We start from the raw sequence: 16,020 nt of genomic DNA on the forward strand, positions 1-16,020 counted from the left end.
CCTGTGTCGTTATCCAGCAATCGCTGTGGTAGCTATTCCCGCAATAGCCTTGTAAATCTAAAAACTGCTCATGTGAGGACCTGACGATTTAAAGTTCCAAAGCAGCCTGACGCAGGCAAGCTTGCTCAATGCGAGACTAGAAGGAATCGTCACAAACCATACTCTAAAAATATGGCTTTTAATTGTTCAATTGCCTCTGGCGTAAGCCTGATGCTTTGGCTCTTTTTCCCGCGTATCTGTCGAGATAACGATCCATAGGTATCAAGCTGAAGGTACTTATGACCGTCACTGTCTTTGACAACATCAAACGTGCATTCCGCTTCTGTATGCTTTGAGTCTTGTTCCAGCACCTGTAAGCTGATTCAGCTTGATGTAGTGCTTGAGCGGCATTGGCTTGAATAGGGAAGGCTTGCAGGGTGTCGCTGGCAATAACTTGGGTATGCATATCCAAGGCAAGTAGTTGTGGTAACGCGAGGCGGTTTTTGTCTTTCTGATTGTGGGTATCTTCGTAGCTAAGTTCTTGTGTGGCTAATTCAGCTTCTGTTTGTACGATCTCGAACTCAGCCATACGCCCAGCTGCAATGAGCGCTTTGTTGACACCTAGCAGCTGTCGAGCACGTTCCAAGGAGTCTTGTGCAATCCGAACCTGTTCTTGAGAGCGAAGCAGCTCGCGATAGGTGTAGATGATCTGCGTGATCGTTTGCGAAACGGAGGATTTAAGTCTTAAGCGGTTTATTTGCTCGTTAAGCTTAGCTAGTTGAAGAGGCGCATTGGCAATGCCATACCCAGCCCCTCTCAGAAGTGGCTGCACAATCGAAATATTAGCCCCGTCATTGCGAGAGCTGCCTGCCTGATTTGCTGTCGTGTGTTGGTATGTCCAGCCTAGGCTGGCGCGCGTTCCGTAGGGAGTTACTAAAGTAGCGGTAGGGCTTAGCTCACCTTGTCTAGATCGATCAGCATTGCTGTGGGCCGTAGTGTAATTGCCATTAATCCTTAGTTTTGGGGTGAAGAAGTCTTCAGCAACGCGTAGGTCAAATTTTTGTGCAATACGATTTAGATAGGCACTGCTTATGGCGCGATTGTTGCGTAAACCTAAGTAGATGGCGTCGCTTAGGCTTAGATGGATGGTGGCCGCGTTAAGTGAGATGGCTGCTGTATCGTTGGCTATCGCTTCTGGCCAGGTTGGCTTTGAAGGAGTGGTTTGCCCCTCAGCCCAACAAGTGGCAGAACTCAATAGCAGCAGAACAAGTGCGAGGGCCTTATGCATCGCGTAATGCTTGAACAGGTCGAAGTCGAGCTGCTGATAGTGCCGGGTTTAGGCCAAAGAACAGGCCCGTCAGTATGGAACTGAGCATTCCTATAAGTATGGATAGTGGAGACAGTGAAAAGGACTCCCAGGCGGATAAGAAAGAAAATACCCACGTGGCCCCGGTTCCAAGCAGCATTCCAAATAAGGAACCCATCACAGCCAGGGCCATAGCTTCCAGTAGGAATAGGTAAGCGATATCACGGCGGCGTGCAGCAATTGCTAACCGTATGCCGATTTCTTGCCGTCGCTCGGCAACATTCATAAGCATGACATTCATGATTCCTACGCCGCCGACTAGTAACGAGATACCTCCCAGCCCAATGATTAAGCCGGAAAATAGGCGTGATTGCTGTGTGATCCCTGATAAGAGTTGTTGAGGGGTTTGTATATGCACGGCATGATCTGGCCAGAGTGACTGAAGATGTTTTTCTAATAGTGCTGCGGCCGCCTGAGGCTGTTCGCTATTGCTTTGTGCCAGGATTGTATTGATCCGGGAGGAGTTAACAATGCGTCGCATACTCTCAAGGGGAACCAGAACCATGTCGTCGATTGTGAAGGGTAGAAGCGGGTTGGGCTCTTGTGCCTGCAAAGTCCCTGCTACTTGAAAGAGGTAGTCGCCCAGTTGGATCTGTGCTCCAGGGGCGACTGGTTTTTTGTTGGTGGACAGACTGATAGCAGCGTTCCAGCCGAGTATTGAGTAAGTGCTACTTACATCATAGTTACTTAATAAGCGTCCTTGATTTATCTGTAAGTTCAGAACCTTAGTTAGCTCAGGAGTAGCGCCCACAATGAGTGTGTGGAGTGTACGACCCGATATGTGTGCATTGGCGGCAGTTACGGCGAGTAAGGCCAGAGTCTGAAAATCAGGAAGCGCTTCGAGTATTTTTGGGCTGTCCCGTGCAGTTGGGATGTGCCTAATTGATGGTTGGCTATCAGAAGCAGGCTGTACATGAACGACCATCAGCTCACTTCCCATTCCTTTAAAGATCGCTAGCGACTGCAACTTTGCGTTGTGGCCGATGTTCAGCAATGCAATGACTACGCCACAGCCAACAGCGATTCCTAGCAACGCTAAAACAGCACGGCTACCTAATAGTTGTAAGTTCTCGAGTGGTTCCAAGAGTCGTTGGCTGAGCCGAACACCATAGATTGCACTGTCTGGCTTAGGCATCCCTTACCTCGTGGGCATCTCCATCCTGAATATGGATGCAGCGTTGCATGCGTGCAGCAATTGCTTTGTCGTGCGTCACCGTTATTAAAGTTACGGCTTGTTTATGGTTAAGACTTAGTAGCAGATCAATGATTTCATTGGCCGTTACGCTGTCTAGATTCCCTGTGGGTTCGTCTGCCAATAATAGGGTTGGATTGCCGACTAAGGCGCGTGCAATCGCGACACGTTGGCGCTGACCGCCCGATAACTCAGTAGGCAGATGGTCTGTACGGTTGCTTAGGCCGACTTGACCCAGCTTTAGGTATGCCATCTCTTTTGCGTCGTCGCGTGAAAGGCCGCGATAGAGCAAGGGTAGAGCGACGTTATCCAGTGCATTGAGTCTGGGTAGTAGATTGAAATTTTGAAAGACAAACCCAATCAGTAGGTTGCGTGTGATGGCCCGTGTGTCTGCATTTGCATTGCCCATGTCCTTACCTGCGATGTACACATGGCCACTGCTAGGCCTATCCAGCAACCCGATAATATTTAATAAGGTACTTTTTCCTGAACCTGAGGTGCCGACAATTGCACAGCTTGTTCCGACTAGTATTGATAAAGAAACATTGTTTAATACAGGCTTTGAAATGGTGTCTGTGCTGTATATATGGGTGATGTTCTGTATGTTAACTAAATCGACACAGTTTTTTTTAAGTATTATGGTTTTCATGGTTTCTGTGCCTGTGGATATTCATTTCTTGTATTTATTATGATTGAAGTTTGGGTAATAAGCATCCGTTCTAAATAAACAGCCCACAGTTTAAAGGTGGGCTATTGAACAGATGTATGGACATGCGAAGGAGTTAGCTGGGTTTAATAAGATAGCCCATCATTCCTAAGAATCGTGTGTTTTGTTGAGAGGTAAGATCAGCTAGCTTTTCATAAATCTCAATCAAGGAGGTTTCCTTGTTCATTTCTGTCTCAAAGATTGATATTTTTTGAGACTTATATCTCTCCGCTATGGTGTTGAAATAAGCTTTGCTTTCCGGTGTTACAGGCTCACCTGTGTTTGAGTAGCGTAGTGGTCCACCATTAATCCAGTCGCTTATATCTAACAGTCCTCCAGCTGTATCCTCTTTTCCAGAAATGTCTTCGTAAACCATTTCTTTTAGGAAGCTGCTTAGAGTTTCATCACTCATACTACTGATGGTGTTTCGTATACCGAAACCACCGCTTTTGATCACGTTTTCTTGGGCTTGTTGTTGAGCTGCATCTGAAATGTTGACTCGTGTAGATGCAGCAGCAAGGACAGTATTGAAGTTTTGTGAATTGTCTGCATCGGTCCGTTGATGTTTGTTATTGCTCAGTTCAGTTGAGGTGATCCGAGATGTCGAAGAGCTGATAAGCATCGGTTTAACCCTTTCTATAAGGCAACAGAGGAGTGGTTAGTACGTGTAGTACACGGTAACCGATGTGGGGGAAAAAGCAGGGGGATACAAGCCACCAAAGTTATCGACACGCACAACGACGTATATAGGTTTAGATGCATCGAAATCATTAAAAAAGCGCGTCGTTAAGTGTTTTCCGTACATTTGTACGCATTGTGTGGTTCCGTTCCAGCAAACATAAGTTTGAGAGGCTATTCTATCTATTTGATCCCCCTCCATATGTGCCTCAATTCGATGTATCTTGGCACCAGCCGGAATAGTGTGCCCTAATTGTATAGGGTTGTAGCTAAACTGATGCATTCCCAAACTTGTTAGTTTTATTGTCTGAAGCCCAGTCCAAAAGGAAGCCGCTGCATATGCTGGGGAAGTAAGTGAGAAAAATTGAATAATTATGAAAGTAATTGACGCTATTGAAAATCTAATTTTCATTTTATTTCCTTGGTTTTGTTAAATGTTATTTGATTCTATCTCTCTGTTTTTTGGCTTGTTATTCGAACTGTGGTGGAAATTGTTGTTATTTCTTTGGTTTGTTTTTTTTAATTTATTTTCTTAAAATAGTTAGGCTGGTTATTTTTAAGGCTTATTTAGACATTAATTTCAATAAAAACCGCCTCTATGGAGAGGCGGTTTTTACTGGGTTTTTAAGTGCAGTTGAATATTGGATTTAATCCCAAACCGGCGCCAATCCTTCAGGATCAACCAAGCGCTCCCCTCGATCCAGGCCAGCAATCCTCCCCAAATCCTCCTCATCCAGCTCTAAATCCCCAGCCTTCAGATTGCTTTCCAAGTTAGCCCGCTTGGTTGACGACGGGATCACAGAAAATCCTTCCTGCATCGCCCACGCCAGTGCAACCTGAGCAGACGTCGCCCCGTGCTTAGCTGCAATCTCTTGCAGCACCGGGTCTTGCACCGCCTTGCCATAGGCCAGTGTCATATAGGACGTCAGATGCACTCCCTTATCACTTGCAAAGGCGGCTAGCTTAGCGTTCTGAAGGTAAGGGCTGATCTCTACCTGATTGGTGGCAATGTTTTCTGCGCCAATAGCGTTAACAGCTTCGTCAAGCAGGGCGATGTTGAAGTTGGATACTCCGATCTGTCGTGTCAGCCCTTGTTCACGTGCTTCCAGCAAAGCTTGCAGTGACTCGTTCAATGGCACCGCTGCCTCTGGCGAGGGCCAGTGGATCAAGGTCAGATCCACGTAGTCAGTGCGTAGCTTTTTCAAGCTGGCTTTCAGGCTGGGGATGAGCTGGTCGCCCGCTAAGTTGTCGATCCAGATTTTGGTGGTGATGAACAACTGGTCGCGGCGGATGCCGGACTCAGCGATGGCTTGGCCGACTTCGGTTTCGTTGTCGTAGATTTGTCCGGTATCGATGGCGCGGTAGCCGACTTCAAGGGCGGTGCGTACTGAGTCAATGGCAGCTTGTTCTTTCAGGCGGAAGGTGCCGACGCCGATTTGTGGGATAGACATAGTGATCGTTCCATTTTTGTAAATCTGGATGGGCTACAAGAGCGCCCGTCGATGAATATTGAAAAAATGTTGTTGTTGTTGTTGTTGTTGTTGTTGTTGTTGTTGTTGTTGTTGTTGTTGTTGTTTTTGTTGTCGCCGCAGATGCAGGCTGGAGTATCGGTATAGATATTGGGCAAGCCACAACCAGCATCTGCTCCTTAGCAAACCGCCAACGGTGTAGCGTTAATTTCGATTTCTTCTTCCCGATCCCGCTGATCCAGTTTCCCAGCCCATACGGTCAGGCCCAGAGCCACCAGCACCACGATGGCGCCGATCCAGGCGGTGTGAATCAAGCCAATCTCCGCCACGATCACACCTCCGCCCCATGCGCCAATTGCAATGCCGATATTGAACGCTGCAATGTTCAGGCCCGAGGCGACATCTACCGCTTCCGGGGCAAAGCGCTGGGCCTGGTTGACTACATAGACCTGCAAGCCAGGCACATTGCCAAACGCCACGCCTCCCCACGCCAGCACGGTGGCCAGCATCAGCCAACGGTTTCCTGCGGTGAAGGTCAGCACAAACAGGACTACTGCCAGCAGTAGGAAGATCAGTTTTAAGGCGGGAATGGGGCCGTGGCGATCTGCCAGCCTGCCGCCCCACAGGTTGCCAATTGCCACAGATACGCCATAGGCCAAGAGGACTCCGCCCACGGCGTGGGTGGAAAAGCCCGTTACTTGCTGCAGGATAGGTGCCAGGAAGGTGAAGGCGGTGAAGGTGCCGCCATAGCCTACGGCTGTCATGGCGTAGATCAGCAGCAGTCGGGGTTGTGCGAACACACCCAGTTGCTGACGAAAGGTAGCGGGTCTGCTGTGCGCTACGTTTTTTGGGACAAACATCAGGGTGCCCAGGAAGGCGATGACGCCTAGGCCAGAGACGGCCAGAAAGGTGGTTCGCCAGCCAAATTGTTGCCCGATGAAGGTGCCCAGTGGCACACCGGTAACCAAGGCTACGGTTAGGCCTGTGAACACGATGGCAATAGCGCTGGCGGCTTTTTCTTTAGGAACCAGGCTTGCCGCGATGGTGGAGGCGATGGAAAAGAAAACACCATGCGCCAGCCCAGTCAGTAGGCGGGCGACAACCAGGGACTCGTAGCCGGGGGTCTGCCAGGCGACCAGATTGCCAATGGTGAATAAGGCCATCAGGCCCAACATCAGCATTTTGCGGGGAATCTTGCTGGTAAGTGCGGTTAGAACGGGTGCACCGACAGCAACGCCCAAGGCGTAGAGGCTAACCAGCAGGCCAGCAGAGGGCAGGCTGACGGCAAGGTCTGCCGCAAGAGTGGGCAGCAGGCCAACGATAACGAACTCTGTCGTCCCGATGGCGTAGGCGCTGATGGTTAGCGCCAAAAGAGCGATAGGCATGATGCTTCCTTGCGTCGAGCATTGAAAGAATGTCATTGTCTGCTTGATGATTTATTCTAAAAAGTCCATATTGATGAAAATACATTTGATTTAAATTCAATAATGAAAACGACCTTTGATGAAATGCAGGCCTTGATTGCCGTGGTCGATACGGGTGCGATATCGCGTGCGGCCGAGCCTTTAGGGCTGACTGTTTCTGCCGTCAGTCGCACCTTGAGCCGTCTTGAAGAAAAACTGAACACCACCTTGCTACGACGCACTACGCGTCGTTTGGAACTGACCGAGGAAGGGGCTGTTTTTTTGGAGAAGGCCAGGGCGATTGTGGCCAGTGTGAAGGAGGCCGAGGAGGATTTGGCCATACGCCGTGAGCAGCCCGCGGGGCGCTTGCGTATCGATGCGGCATCTCCTTTTATCCTGCATTGTGTCGTGCCTTTGGTGGGCGGATATAGGGAGCGTTATCCGCAAGTGAATCTGGAACTGAGCAGTAACGAAGGCTGGATTGATCTGCTGGAGCAGCGCACCGATGTCGCTATTCGTATTGGCAGGCTTAAGGATTCCACCTTGCACGCCAGGCCTATCGGTAGCTGTCGTTTACGCGTTTTGGCCTCGCCTGCTTATCTGACAAAGCACGGTCACCCACGTGAGGTGGCTGATCTGGCTAATCATGTGCTGCTGGGTTTTACTCAACCTTTGAGCCTGAATGACTGGTCTTTGCCTGCGCCAGACGGGATGCCCTTGCATATCAAACCGACTATTGCCGCTTCTAGCGGCGAAACCTTGCGGCAATTGGCGCTGGAGGGGCAGGGGATGGTGTGCCTGTCGGACTTCATGACGCATCGAGATCGTGCCGAAGGATGTTTAGTAGAGGTTCTCCCCAAGCAGGCGCTGGAGATGCGTCAGCCCATCAATGCTGTGTACTATCGCAACACCGCGTTATCGGCCAGGATCTCTACGTTCGTCAGCTATTTGAGTGAATGCTGGGATGCCAATGCAGGTGGTTGTAGTGCTGTGGCGGCCAAGCCTTAATTACAGCGCTGAAAATTATGCCTGCCAGTAAGAAGAAGTCGTTGGGCCTGGAGTGAGGCAGGCACGCAGGGAGCGGTGGTGCGAGCTTGGATAAGCTGCGCGGGATAGGCCCGAGCGGGCCATCGTAGATGGGGGGCGGGAGCCCCATCAACAATAAAGGGTAGTAATTTCAGGAGCCGGACCGCAAGCGGGGTCTGACGGCTCTCGGGGGAGTTCAAACAGCAATGAATGGTTCTATTGAGCCTGTACAGCAGCAAGTGGTGATCCAGCGTGGCACATTTGCAGAGGTCTTTTGGGCCTTCCTGAAACTGGGTCTGAGCTCATTCGGCGGGCCTATCGCGCATCTTGGATATTTCCGTTCGGAGTTTGTGGAGCGTCGTCGCTGGCTGGATGAGCATAGCTATTCTGATCTGCTTGCCTTGTGTCAGTTCCTGCCAGGACCCGCCAGCAGTCAGGTGGGAATGGCGATTGGCTTGGGACGTGCGGGCTGGATGGGTTTGTTGGCTGCATGGATAGGGTTCACTTTGCCCTCGGCGATTGCGCTCATTCTGTTTGCCTTGGGTCTAGCAGGTCTCCAAGGTGTCGCGGAGTCCCCTTGGGTGCACGGTCTTAAGATTGTGGCCGTAGCGATTGTGGCGCAGGCGGTGCTGGGCATGGCTCGCTCTTTATGCCCTGATCGGGGCCGGGCGGCATTGGCTATCCTGGCTGCCTTCTTGAGCCTCTTGTTGCCCTCTGCGTTCGGGCAGGTGACCGCTATTGCTATTACGGGTCTGTTGGCCTGGTGGAGGCTGGATGTGGCTCAGGCGGGGGTTGGGCAGGCCCATGTGTATCCGGTGACGCGAAAGGTGGGGATGGCTGCTTTGCTGATCTTCGCTGGTTTATTGATTGTCTTGCCTGTTTGGGCTGCGCTTACGGGATCGTCCTCGGTGCAGTTGCTGGAAGGGGTGTATCGCTCTGGGGCTTTGGTGTTTGGGGGCGGGCATGTGGTGTTGCCTTTGTTGCAATCCTCGGTGGTTCCCAGCGGTGTGGTTAGCAATGCCGATTTGATGCTGGGCTACGGGGCTGCTCAAGCTGTACCGGGGCCGCTGTTTACCTTTGCGGCTTATATCGGAGCGATTGCTCAAGAGCCTTTGCACGGATGGTTGGGCGGGCTGGTCTTACTGGTGGTGATTTTTGTACCGGCGTTTTTGATTTTGATCGGCGTCTTGCCATTTTGGCAGAGCTTGCGGCACAGGGCAGGGATTCGGACGGCGATGGCCGGTGTGAATGCAGGTGTAGTTGGCATTCTGGGAGCAGCCTTGTATGACCCGGTATGGACCAGTGCAATTCACAGTCGGGCTGATTTTGGGCTGGCCCTGCTCTTGTTTGGTCTATTGACCGTAGGGCGTGTACCGCCAGCCTTGGTGGTGCTGTTGGCAGCGCTGGGGGCATGGGGGATCTCTGTTGTTTGATAGGAGCTGCTCACCTTGGGCTGTTGCTGGTTCAGGTAGAGAGAGTTGCTTGGCGATTGCAGACGTCAGACTGAAAGCGCCAAGCCAGCCCCGTCTCTAGGCCTTACCACTGACCAAAAAACACGCCTGCTTTTTTATAGGCATTCGTACCGCGTTCGACCTCTTCTTCCGTCACAGTGGTGCGACGTTTCAGGCTCGTGAACCATTGCAGTAAACGCTCCCTACATTCCTCCCGTATGTGTTCATGTTCAGCAGAGCGGCCCAGGTCGTTGAACTGTTCTGGGTCTGCATGCAGGTCGTAAAGCTGTTCAGGTTCGTCCAGCCAATACACATAGCGCCAGCGGTCGCTGCGTAGGGACCAGGCCTTGGCGTTGGACGGGGATTTATCACGTATCACGCGCGCCAGTCGGTAGCTGTAATCCAGCTCGGAAAACACGCAGTCCCGCCAGGGGGGCTGCTTGCCGTGCAGCAAAGGTTGAAGGTCACGCCCTTCAAGTCTGTGGGAGGCCAGTGGTAGGCCCAGCCAGGAGAGCATGGTGGGCAGCACATCCACGGCTTCGACCATTCTGTCATCGACTTTCCCGCGAGTTGCATTCGCTTCTGGTGACGGGTCATAGACAATGAAAGGTACACGCTGCACGGTGTCGTAAAACAGCTCTTTCTCGCCCAGCCAATGATCGCCCAGAAAATCCCCATGATCGGCGGTGAAGATGATCAGGGTGTTGTCCATCAGACCATTGCGGGACATGAAGTCGAACAAGCGGCCCAGGTGGTCGTCCAATTGGGTGATAAGCCCCTGGTAAGCCGGTCGAACGGTGTTAACGCAGGTATCGCTGGCGAAACTGACGCATTCTTCTTGCTGGCGGTAGGCCTCTACGACCGGATGTGCATTGTTTAACTCCGCATCATTGCGTACCACGGGCAGGCATTGCTCGGCGCTGTACATATCGTGGTACGGCGCAGGGGCAATGTAGGGCCAATGTGGTTTGACGTAGCTTAGGTGCAAGACCCAGGGTTCGTCCCCCATGCGCTCCATGAAGGACAGGGCCTGATCTGTCATATAGGCCGTTTCCGAGTGCTTTTCTTCCACCAGCGAGGGGTAGCGGGCGTTGCGCATATGCCAGCCACTGACCGTCTCTCCATCGGGGCCACGTGCGGAAATAACAAAGTCTGTCCACGGGTCGTCAGACTGATAACCATGACGGCGCAGATAGGCGGGGTAGCCGCTTTCTTCCCCAGGTTCGTGATGGCCGTCGTAGCGGTCTATCTCTTCAAAGCCGCCTGTTTTTAGCAGGCGGGCCAGTTCACTGCCACCATCCAGTGCCAGTCGTTCCAGCCCTTTGTGGTCGACCATGATGTGGGTTTTGCCCGCCAGCACCAGCTTGTGGCCGCCTGCGCGCAAATATTCGCCCATGGTGACTTCGCCTACCGACAAAGGCACGCGGTTCCAGGTGGCACCATGGGTAGAGGGATAGCGGCCCGTGTAGTAGCTCATGCGAGATGGGCCGCAGACTCCGGAGTTAACGAAGGCACGGTCAAAGCGCACCCCTTTGGCGGCCAGAGCATCCAGGTTAGGGGTACGAATATGAGGGTGCCCATAGCAGGCCAGGTGATCAGCCCGTAGCTGATCGGCCATGATGAACAGGACGTTCTTGCGTTGTGTCATGTTGTCTGTGTTGCTGGTTTATTGCGTGACTTTGAAGCCGGAGGCTTGAATAACAGGAGCCCATTGCTGGCGGAATGCTTCAATCCGGGTGCGAGTTTGTTCGGCATCGGCAGACACGGGAATCAATTCATTTTTTAGCAGCGTCTCCTGCAGTGCCGGATCGCTGGTGACTTCCTTGATCGCCTCGCCCAGTTGGGTCACTTTGTCGGCAGGCATGGAGGCGGGGGCGAAGAAAGCATTCCAGCCTGATGCTTCCAGCTCAACACCGGATTGTTTCAGGGTGGGGACATCCGGCAAGGCGGCTTCACGTTCGCTGCCAGAGGTGGCCAGAATGCGGATGCGTTTGCCTTGGTGTTGGGCGGTCAGTACATCCAGCGTATCAATGGCCACGGGCAGAATGCCGCCGATCAGGTCGGTAATGACGGGGGCCGAGCCACGGTAGCCAATGATTTCGCCCTTGGAGCCAATTTGCTGGGACAGCATCATGCCAAAGAAGTGGGGCAGGCTGCCGGTGGCAGGGACGCCGATATTGAAGGCACCGGGGTGCTCTTTGGCCCAGCTAATCAACTGGTCCATGGTTTTAATGTCACTGTCTGCCGAGACGGCCACACCAAAACCGTATTCGGTCACCATGGAAACGGCTTGAAAGTCGCTGTCGGGCTTGTAGGGGATGTCATTGAATACCAGCGGGGCGACGACCATGATGGCGGGATTGGCCAGAATCAGCACATTCTTGTCTGCCGCTGTGCTTTTGACGTACTGAGCGGCAATCCGGCCACCAGCGCCGGTCTTGTTTTCGACCACGATGGGAATGCCAAGCTTCTTGTGTAAACCGTCGGACACGATGCGTGCTGCCCGGTCGGAGGCTCCACCGGGTGCATAGGGCACGACGACGGTCAGGGTTTCGCTGGAAGCTGCAGCGTGGGATGCGCCAGTGAACAACAGTCCAGACAACAGACAGCTGGTTACCGTGGCGCGAAGGCGGTTCTGTGCCATGATTTGTCTCCTTTTTTTTGATTTCCATCAGTTTTTACCGCAGCTTAACAAGGGGGCTGATAGTTGTTCTAATCAAGTATCTTTACGCTTAAAGGTATCCTATGGCCCGCACTCCCAAGCCTTCTTCCGCTTTGGCAAGTACGGCAGGTAACGCCCCGGCACCCACGCTTCCGGCCATGATGATGTTCCAGTTGTATCGGGCCTGGTCTGCCGGGAACCCGATCTTTACCCGCTTGTGCGAAGGTCGTTTTAATATCACTCGCCGTGAGTGGCGCATCTTGGCTATCGCCTGTATGCATTCGGCTTTGACAGGGGCGGCGCTGGCGCAAGCGGTGGGGCTGGATGGGGCCCGCTGTTCGCGAGCGGTCAGCTCCCTGTGTGAGAAAGGCTTGTTGAAGCGAACCCGAGATACGCGTGATACGCGCGTGATTCATGTTTCCGTCACTGAGCTGGGCCTGCAGCGCTACGAGGCGATGATGCCCATTGTCGTGTCCTTGAACGCGGAGATTTTTCAGGATCTGAACTCGGCGGAGATGGTGGCGCTAAGCAGCATGCTGGAGCGCATTACAAGCCGGGCTGATGCCATGCTGGAGAGCAATGTGGTGAAGGAGCGGGCTCGCCGTAACCGATAACCTGCCTGGAACAGGGCCTTATGGCTTATGGTTGCGCTTGTGTGACGACAAACTGAATGTGGGGAGCAGTCGCTTGAAATAAGCTAGGGGAGACAGGTATGGCGGGCAAAACAATTGTGATCAAGCAAACCCGAGATCGAATCCAGGCTGTAGACGGGCAGAACATTCTGCAAGCTGCGCTGGAGCACGGAATCTCCTACCCCCACGGTTGTCGTACCGGCGTATGCGGGGGCTGCAAGTCGCGCCTGGTCCAAGGGGAGGTAGAGATGCTGGAGTATTCCCGTTTTGCCTTGACCGAGGAACAAAAGGCCAGAGGGCTGATTTTGGCCTGTAGGGCGATTCCTAAAACCGATGTCGCTGTTGGCTGGATTGGGACAGATGATGTGCGGGGCTTGATACCGTCGCGTCAACTGACAGGTACGGTGTCCTGTATCAAGGATTTGACTCACGATATCCGGCTGGTAAGGATTCGCCTGGATGATGGTGAGCCTTTGACCTTCTTTGCCGGGCAGTATGCGGATATCAAGTTTGGGCAGGCCCCGGTGCGCAGCTATTCGATGGCCAACTGTCCGGGGGAGTCTGAACTGGATTTCTATGTGCGCCGTGTGCCTCGGGGAGTGACGTCCGCCTATGTGCATACCGTTTTACAGTTGGGCGAGTTGGTGTCCCTGAAAGTGCCTTTAGGCTCTTCTTATTTGCGTGATGGTTATAGTGGGCCGATTCTTTGTATTGCCGGCGGTACAGGCTTGGCACCGATTAAATCGATTGTGGAAACAGCTCTGGCGTGGGGGATGAGCCAGGCGATTCATGTGTATTTCGGGGTGCGAGAGCTAAGGGACTTGTATGACGTGGACGAATTCCGGGCCCTGGAGCAGCTCTATCCCAATCTGACTTTTACTCCGGTGTTATCGGGTATGCCGGTGGCACCGTATCGACAGGGGTTGGTGACCGAGGTGGCTGGCAAAGACTTGCCGGACCTGAACGGCTGGAAGGTCTATGTGGCGGGCTCCCCACCGATGGTGGACGATGCTATTGGTATGGTGCTCAAGCGCGGGGTGAAGGTTCAGAACCTGCATGTGGATGTGTTTTTTACGCCTTGAATGGGTGGGCCCAGGGTGGTTGTTATCGGGCCTTACTACGCCATTCATGCGCAGCAAGGCCCTTTCATCAAACTCAAGCTTTCAACTTAGAACTCCATCGTTGCCGATAGCATGAAGGTTCGCGGTGCGCCCACGGCCAAGCTGGTGAAGTGCGGTTTGGCCCAGTAGGCCTTGTTCGCCACGTTATTCACGGTAGCCCGCAAGGTCAGGGGATGGCCGGAGAGCTTGGTGCGATAGCGTGCGCCCAGATCAAACACGGTGTGGCCGGGGATGGACAAGGAATTATCCGCGCTCAGATATTGCTTGGATGACGTGGTGGCGTTGGCCATCACGGTCAGTCCTTGCAGGTTGGGCACATCCCACTCCACGCCCAGCTTGGCTTGCCATTTGGGTAGGCCCGTTGCCTGGCGGCCTTGCTCCGCCGGGTTGGCGGCTTTGGTTATTTCCGGGTGGGAGTAAGCCACGCCACCCATCAGACGCACACCTTCCAATGGGGAACCGAAAAAGCCCCATTCAATGCCTCGGTTGCGCTGTTCGCCACCGAAGGAAAAGATGTTGGTGAATGGGTCGGTGTAGCTGCCGGGGCGTTTGATTTCGTACAGAGCAAGGGTGTGGGCAAAGTCACCCAGATCCAGCTTCAGGCCCACCTCTTTTTGTTTGGTCTTGTAGGGAGCGAAAACCTGGCCTGCGTTGTTGGCGGTGTTGGGAGCAATCGCGCCTTGGGACAAGCCCTCGATGTAGTTGGCGTAGACCGAGACTTGATCGGTGGCTTTCACTAGGAAGGCGACGGCGGGAGTGGTCGCACTTTCCTTGTAACGTTCGCCCGTGCGTTGGCCGGTGGTGCCGTTAAAGCTCTCGTTGATCACTTGCTGACGACGTGCACCCAATGTTACTTGCACGCGGTCATCGGCAAAGGATAGGGTGTCGGCAAAACCGACGCTCTTCAAACGGGTTTTTGTGGTGCTGATCAGCGGGATGTTGTTCGGTAGCGATGGCTCGGGGCCCCAGACCGGATCATAGATATTGGTTTCCCACGCGCTAGGCAACAGGTTGCGAAAGCCGCTTAGATCGTAGTCTTCGTTGTACTGGGTGGCGTTGATGGCGAATTGATGACCAACTGGGCCGGTCTGCAATTTACCCATCAGGCCTACTTCAGCGGTATTGCGCTTCATCTCGTCAGCCACGCCGCTGAAGTTGATTCTGAAGTCGCCCGCATTATTGATGACCTGACCCGCGCCCATATTGGATTGAAATTTGGTGCGGCTGACCCCGGCGGCGGCATAGGCGGTGAATTGATCGTTCAGATCGAACTCGCCACGGATCATGGCGCCTTTGTCGGTGGTGTCATAGAAGGCCCAAGGTGGGTTCCACGAGACATCGGGTTTGGGTGGTTTGGGTAGTTCTACACCGGGGTTCAAAGTCAGACCTCGTGTCAAACCGTAGGCCCGGTCTTTGCTGTGGAACAGGTCGGCAGACAGGCGCACACGCTCGCCACGCCAATCCAGGCCCAGAGAGGTTTGGGTAATTTTTTTGTCCTGGTCTTTGACAGTGATCTCGCCATCGCGGTAGGCCGTGTTCAGGCGTACACCAAATTGCTTGTTCTCGCCAAAGCGACGGCCCAGGTCGACGTGGCCACCGAAGTGCGAGTCGGACATATAGCTGCCCGTTACGCGAAACAGGGGGTCGTCACCAGCGCGTTTGGTGACCAGGTTTACCGCCCCGCCTGCCGAGCCTTTAGGAGGCATGCCATTAAGCAGGGCGGAGGGGCCTTTCAGTACTTCCACACGCTCATACGCTTCAGGAGAGTTGCGGTAGTAGCCGCCCATCCCGGCCAAGCCATTGACGGTGACATCGCCTACATCAGAGCGGAAACCGCGAATGGAGTAGCTCTCGTTGCTCTCGCCTGCAATGCCGCTCATGAATACGCTGGGGTCGGTTTTGGCGATGACTTCGCTGATATCCCGTGCCTGCTGGTCGGCAATGTATTGCTCGGTGTAGCTGATGGTGTTGAAGGGCGTTTCCATGAAATCTTTGGTGCCCAGCAAACCTACACGTCCGCCGGTAGCCACTTGCCCGCCTGCGTAGTTTTCTACGACTTTATCGCGCTGACCTTTAACGGTGACTGATGGCAGGGTGACGACGTCATCGGCCTGGGTGGCCGTACGGTTTTGTGCCTGTGCGGATGAGCTCATCAAGGCCAGCGTGCTGGCCCCCAAACCCAGTATTAAGGCCATTTGTACGGCGTTGAAGGTGCGATTCAGCGCAAAGCCAGAACGGCCAGAATCGCTGTCTTTACGTATCGAGGGCGCAAACGTCCCATATTGGCGTGGTGTATGCATGCCAGTGTCCTTTAGGTAGCGGGGTGTTTCTTTTG

Annotated in this window: 13 protein-coding genes; 4 read left to right on the top strand and 9 right to left on the bottom strand. The window is 53.4% G+C overall.

The features are described from left to right. Positions 1–178 precede the first annotated feature (178 nt). The 6 genes from IE156_RS05915 to IE156_RS05940 all read right to left on the bottom strand — a co-directional run bounded on the left by IE156_RS05915 (position 179) and on the right by IE156_RS05940 (position 6,775). Positions 179–1,267, bottom strand: a complete 1,089-nt coding sequence (locus tag IE156_RS05915) for a TolC family protein (RefSeq protein WP_189391614.1) — start codon at positions 1,265–1,267, stop codon at positions 179–181. Continuing rightward, complete coding sequence (locus IE156_RS05920; RefSeq protein ID WP_229841058.1) at positions 1,260–2,429, bottom strand: ABC transporter permease; 1,170 nt, start codon at positions 2,427–2,429, stop codon at positions 1,260–1,262. The genes IE156_RS05915 and IE156_RS05920 overlap by 8 nt, the downstream gene beginning before the upstream one ends. Before the next feature lie 43 nt (positions 2,430–2,472). After that, the gene (locus tag IE156_RS05925; protein ID WP_189391616.1) at positions 2,473–3,186 is read right to left on the bottom strand and encodes an ABC transporter ATP-binding protein; all 714 of its coding nucleotides are present in this window, start codon (positions 3,184–3,186) and stop codon (positions 2,473–2,475) included. 133 nt (positions 3,187–3,319) lie between these two features. Beyond that, complete coding sequence (locus IE156_RS05930; RefSeq protein WP_189391617.1) at positions 3,320–3,865, bottom strand: hypothetical protein; 546 nt, start codon at positions 3,863–3,865, stop codon at positions 3,320–3,322. 703 nt (positions 3,866–4,568) lie between these two features. Then, the gene (gene dkgB / locus IE156_RS05935; protein ID WP_189391618.1) at positions 4,569–5,372 is read right to left on the bottom strand and encodes a 2,5-didehydrogluconate reductase DkgB; all 804 of its coding nucleotides are present in this window, start codon (positions 5,370–5,372) and stop codon (positions 4,569–4,571) included. Positions 5,373–5,569: 197 nt separating this feature from the next. Next, complete coding sequence (locus IE156_RS05940) at positions 5,570–6,775, bottom strand: MFS transporter (protein WP_189391619.1); 1,206 nt, start codon at positions 6,773–6,775, stop codon at positions 5,570–5,572. Between the two features lie 102 nt (positions 6,776–6,877). Here IE156_RS05940 and IE156_RS05945 point away from each other — a divergent pair, with 102 nt between their 5' ends. Beyond that, positions 6,878–7,801, top strand: coding sequence for a LysR substrate-binding domain-containing protein (locus IE156_RS05945; RefSeq protein ID WP_189391620.1), 924 nt, complete (start codon positions 6,878–6,880; stop codon positions 7,799–7,801). A 224-nt stretch (positions 7,802–8,025) separates the two neighbouring features. Beyond that, positions 8,026–9,252 carry a chromate efflux transporter gene (gene chrA / locus IE156_RS05950; RefSeq protein ID WP_189391621.1) on the top strand — a complete coding sequence of 409 codons (1,227 nt, stop codon included), beginning with the start codon at positions 8,026–8,028 and terminating at the stop codon, positions 9,250–9,252. Between the two features lie 103 nt (positions 9,253–9,355). Here the strand turns inward: chrA and IE156_RS05955 are convergent, their stop codons facing one another. Together IE156_RS05955 and IE156_RS05960 are read right to left on the bottom strand one after the other, a co-directional pair. Beyond that, positions 9,356–10,918 (bottom strand): sulfatase-like hydrolase/transferase, encoded by a 1,563-nt coding sequence (locus IE156_RS05955; RefSeq protein ID WP_189391622.1) that lies wholly within the window; start codon positions 10,916–10,918, stop codon positions 9,356–9,358. A gap of 18 nt (positions 10,919–10,936) precedes the next feature. Continuing rightward, positions 10,937–11,914 carry a tripartite tricarboxylate transporter substrate-binding protein gene (locus tag IE156_RS05960; protein WP_189391623.1) on the bottom strand — a complete coding sequence of 326 codons (978 nt, stop codon included), beginning with the start codon at positions 11,912–11,914 and terminating at the stop codon, positions 10,937–10,939. A gap of 101 nt (positions 11,915–12,015) precedes the next feature. On the opposite strand from IE156_RS05960, the gene IE156_RS05965 reads away from it, so the two are divergent. Both IE156_RS05965 and IE156_RS05970 read left to right on the top strand, forming a co-directional pair. Then, positions 12,016–12,546, top strand: a complete 531-nt coding sequence (locus IE156_RS05965) for a MarR family winged helix-turn-helix transcriptional regulator (RefSeq protein ID WP_189391624.1) — start codon at positions 12,016–12,018, stop codon at positions 12,544–12,546. 98 nt (positions 12,547–12,644) lie between these two features. Continuing rightward, positions 12,645–13,646 carry a 2Fe-2S iron-sulfur cluster-binding protein gene (locus IE156_RS05970; protein ID WP_189391625.1) on the top strand — a complete coding sequence of 334 codons (1,002 nt, stop codon included), beginning with the start codon at positions 12,645–12,647 and terminating at the stop codon, positions 13,644–13,646. Between the two features lie 86 nt (positions 13,647–13,732). Here IE156_RS05970 and IE156_RS05975 read toward each other — a convergent pair whose 3' ends face one another. Then, a complete protein-coding gene (locus IE156_RS05975; RefSeq protein WP_189391626.1) occupies positions 13,733–15,985 on the bottom strand; it encodes a TonB-dependent receptor in 2,253 nt (750 codons plus the stop codon). Positions 15,986–16,020: the final 35 nt, after the last annotated feature.

The organism is Alcaligenes pakistanensis (assembly GCF_014652815.1).
GTDB classification, from domain to species: Bacteria; Pseudomonadota; Gammaproteobacteria; order Burkholderiales; family Burkholderiaceae_B; genus Alcaligenes; species Alcaligenes pakistanensis.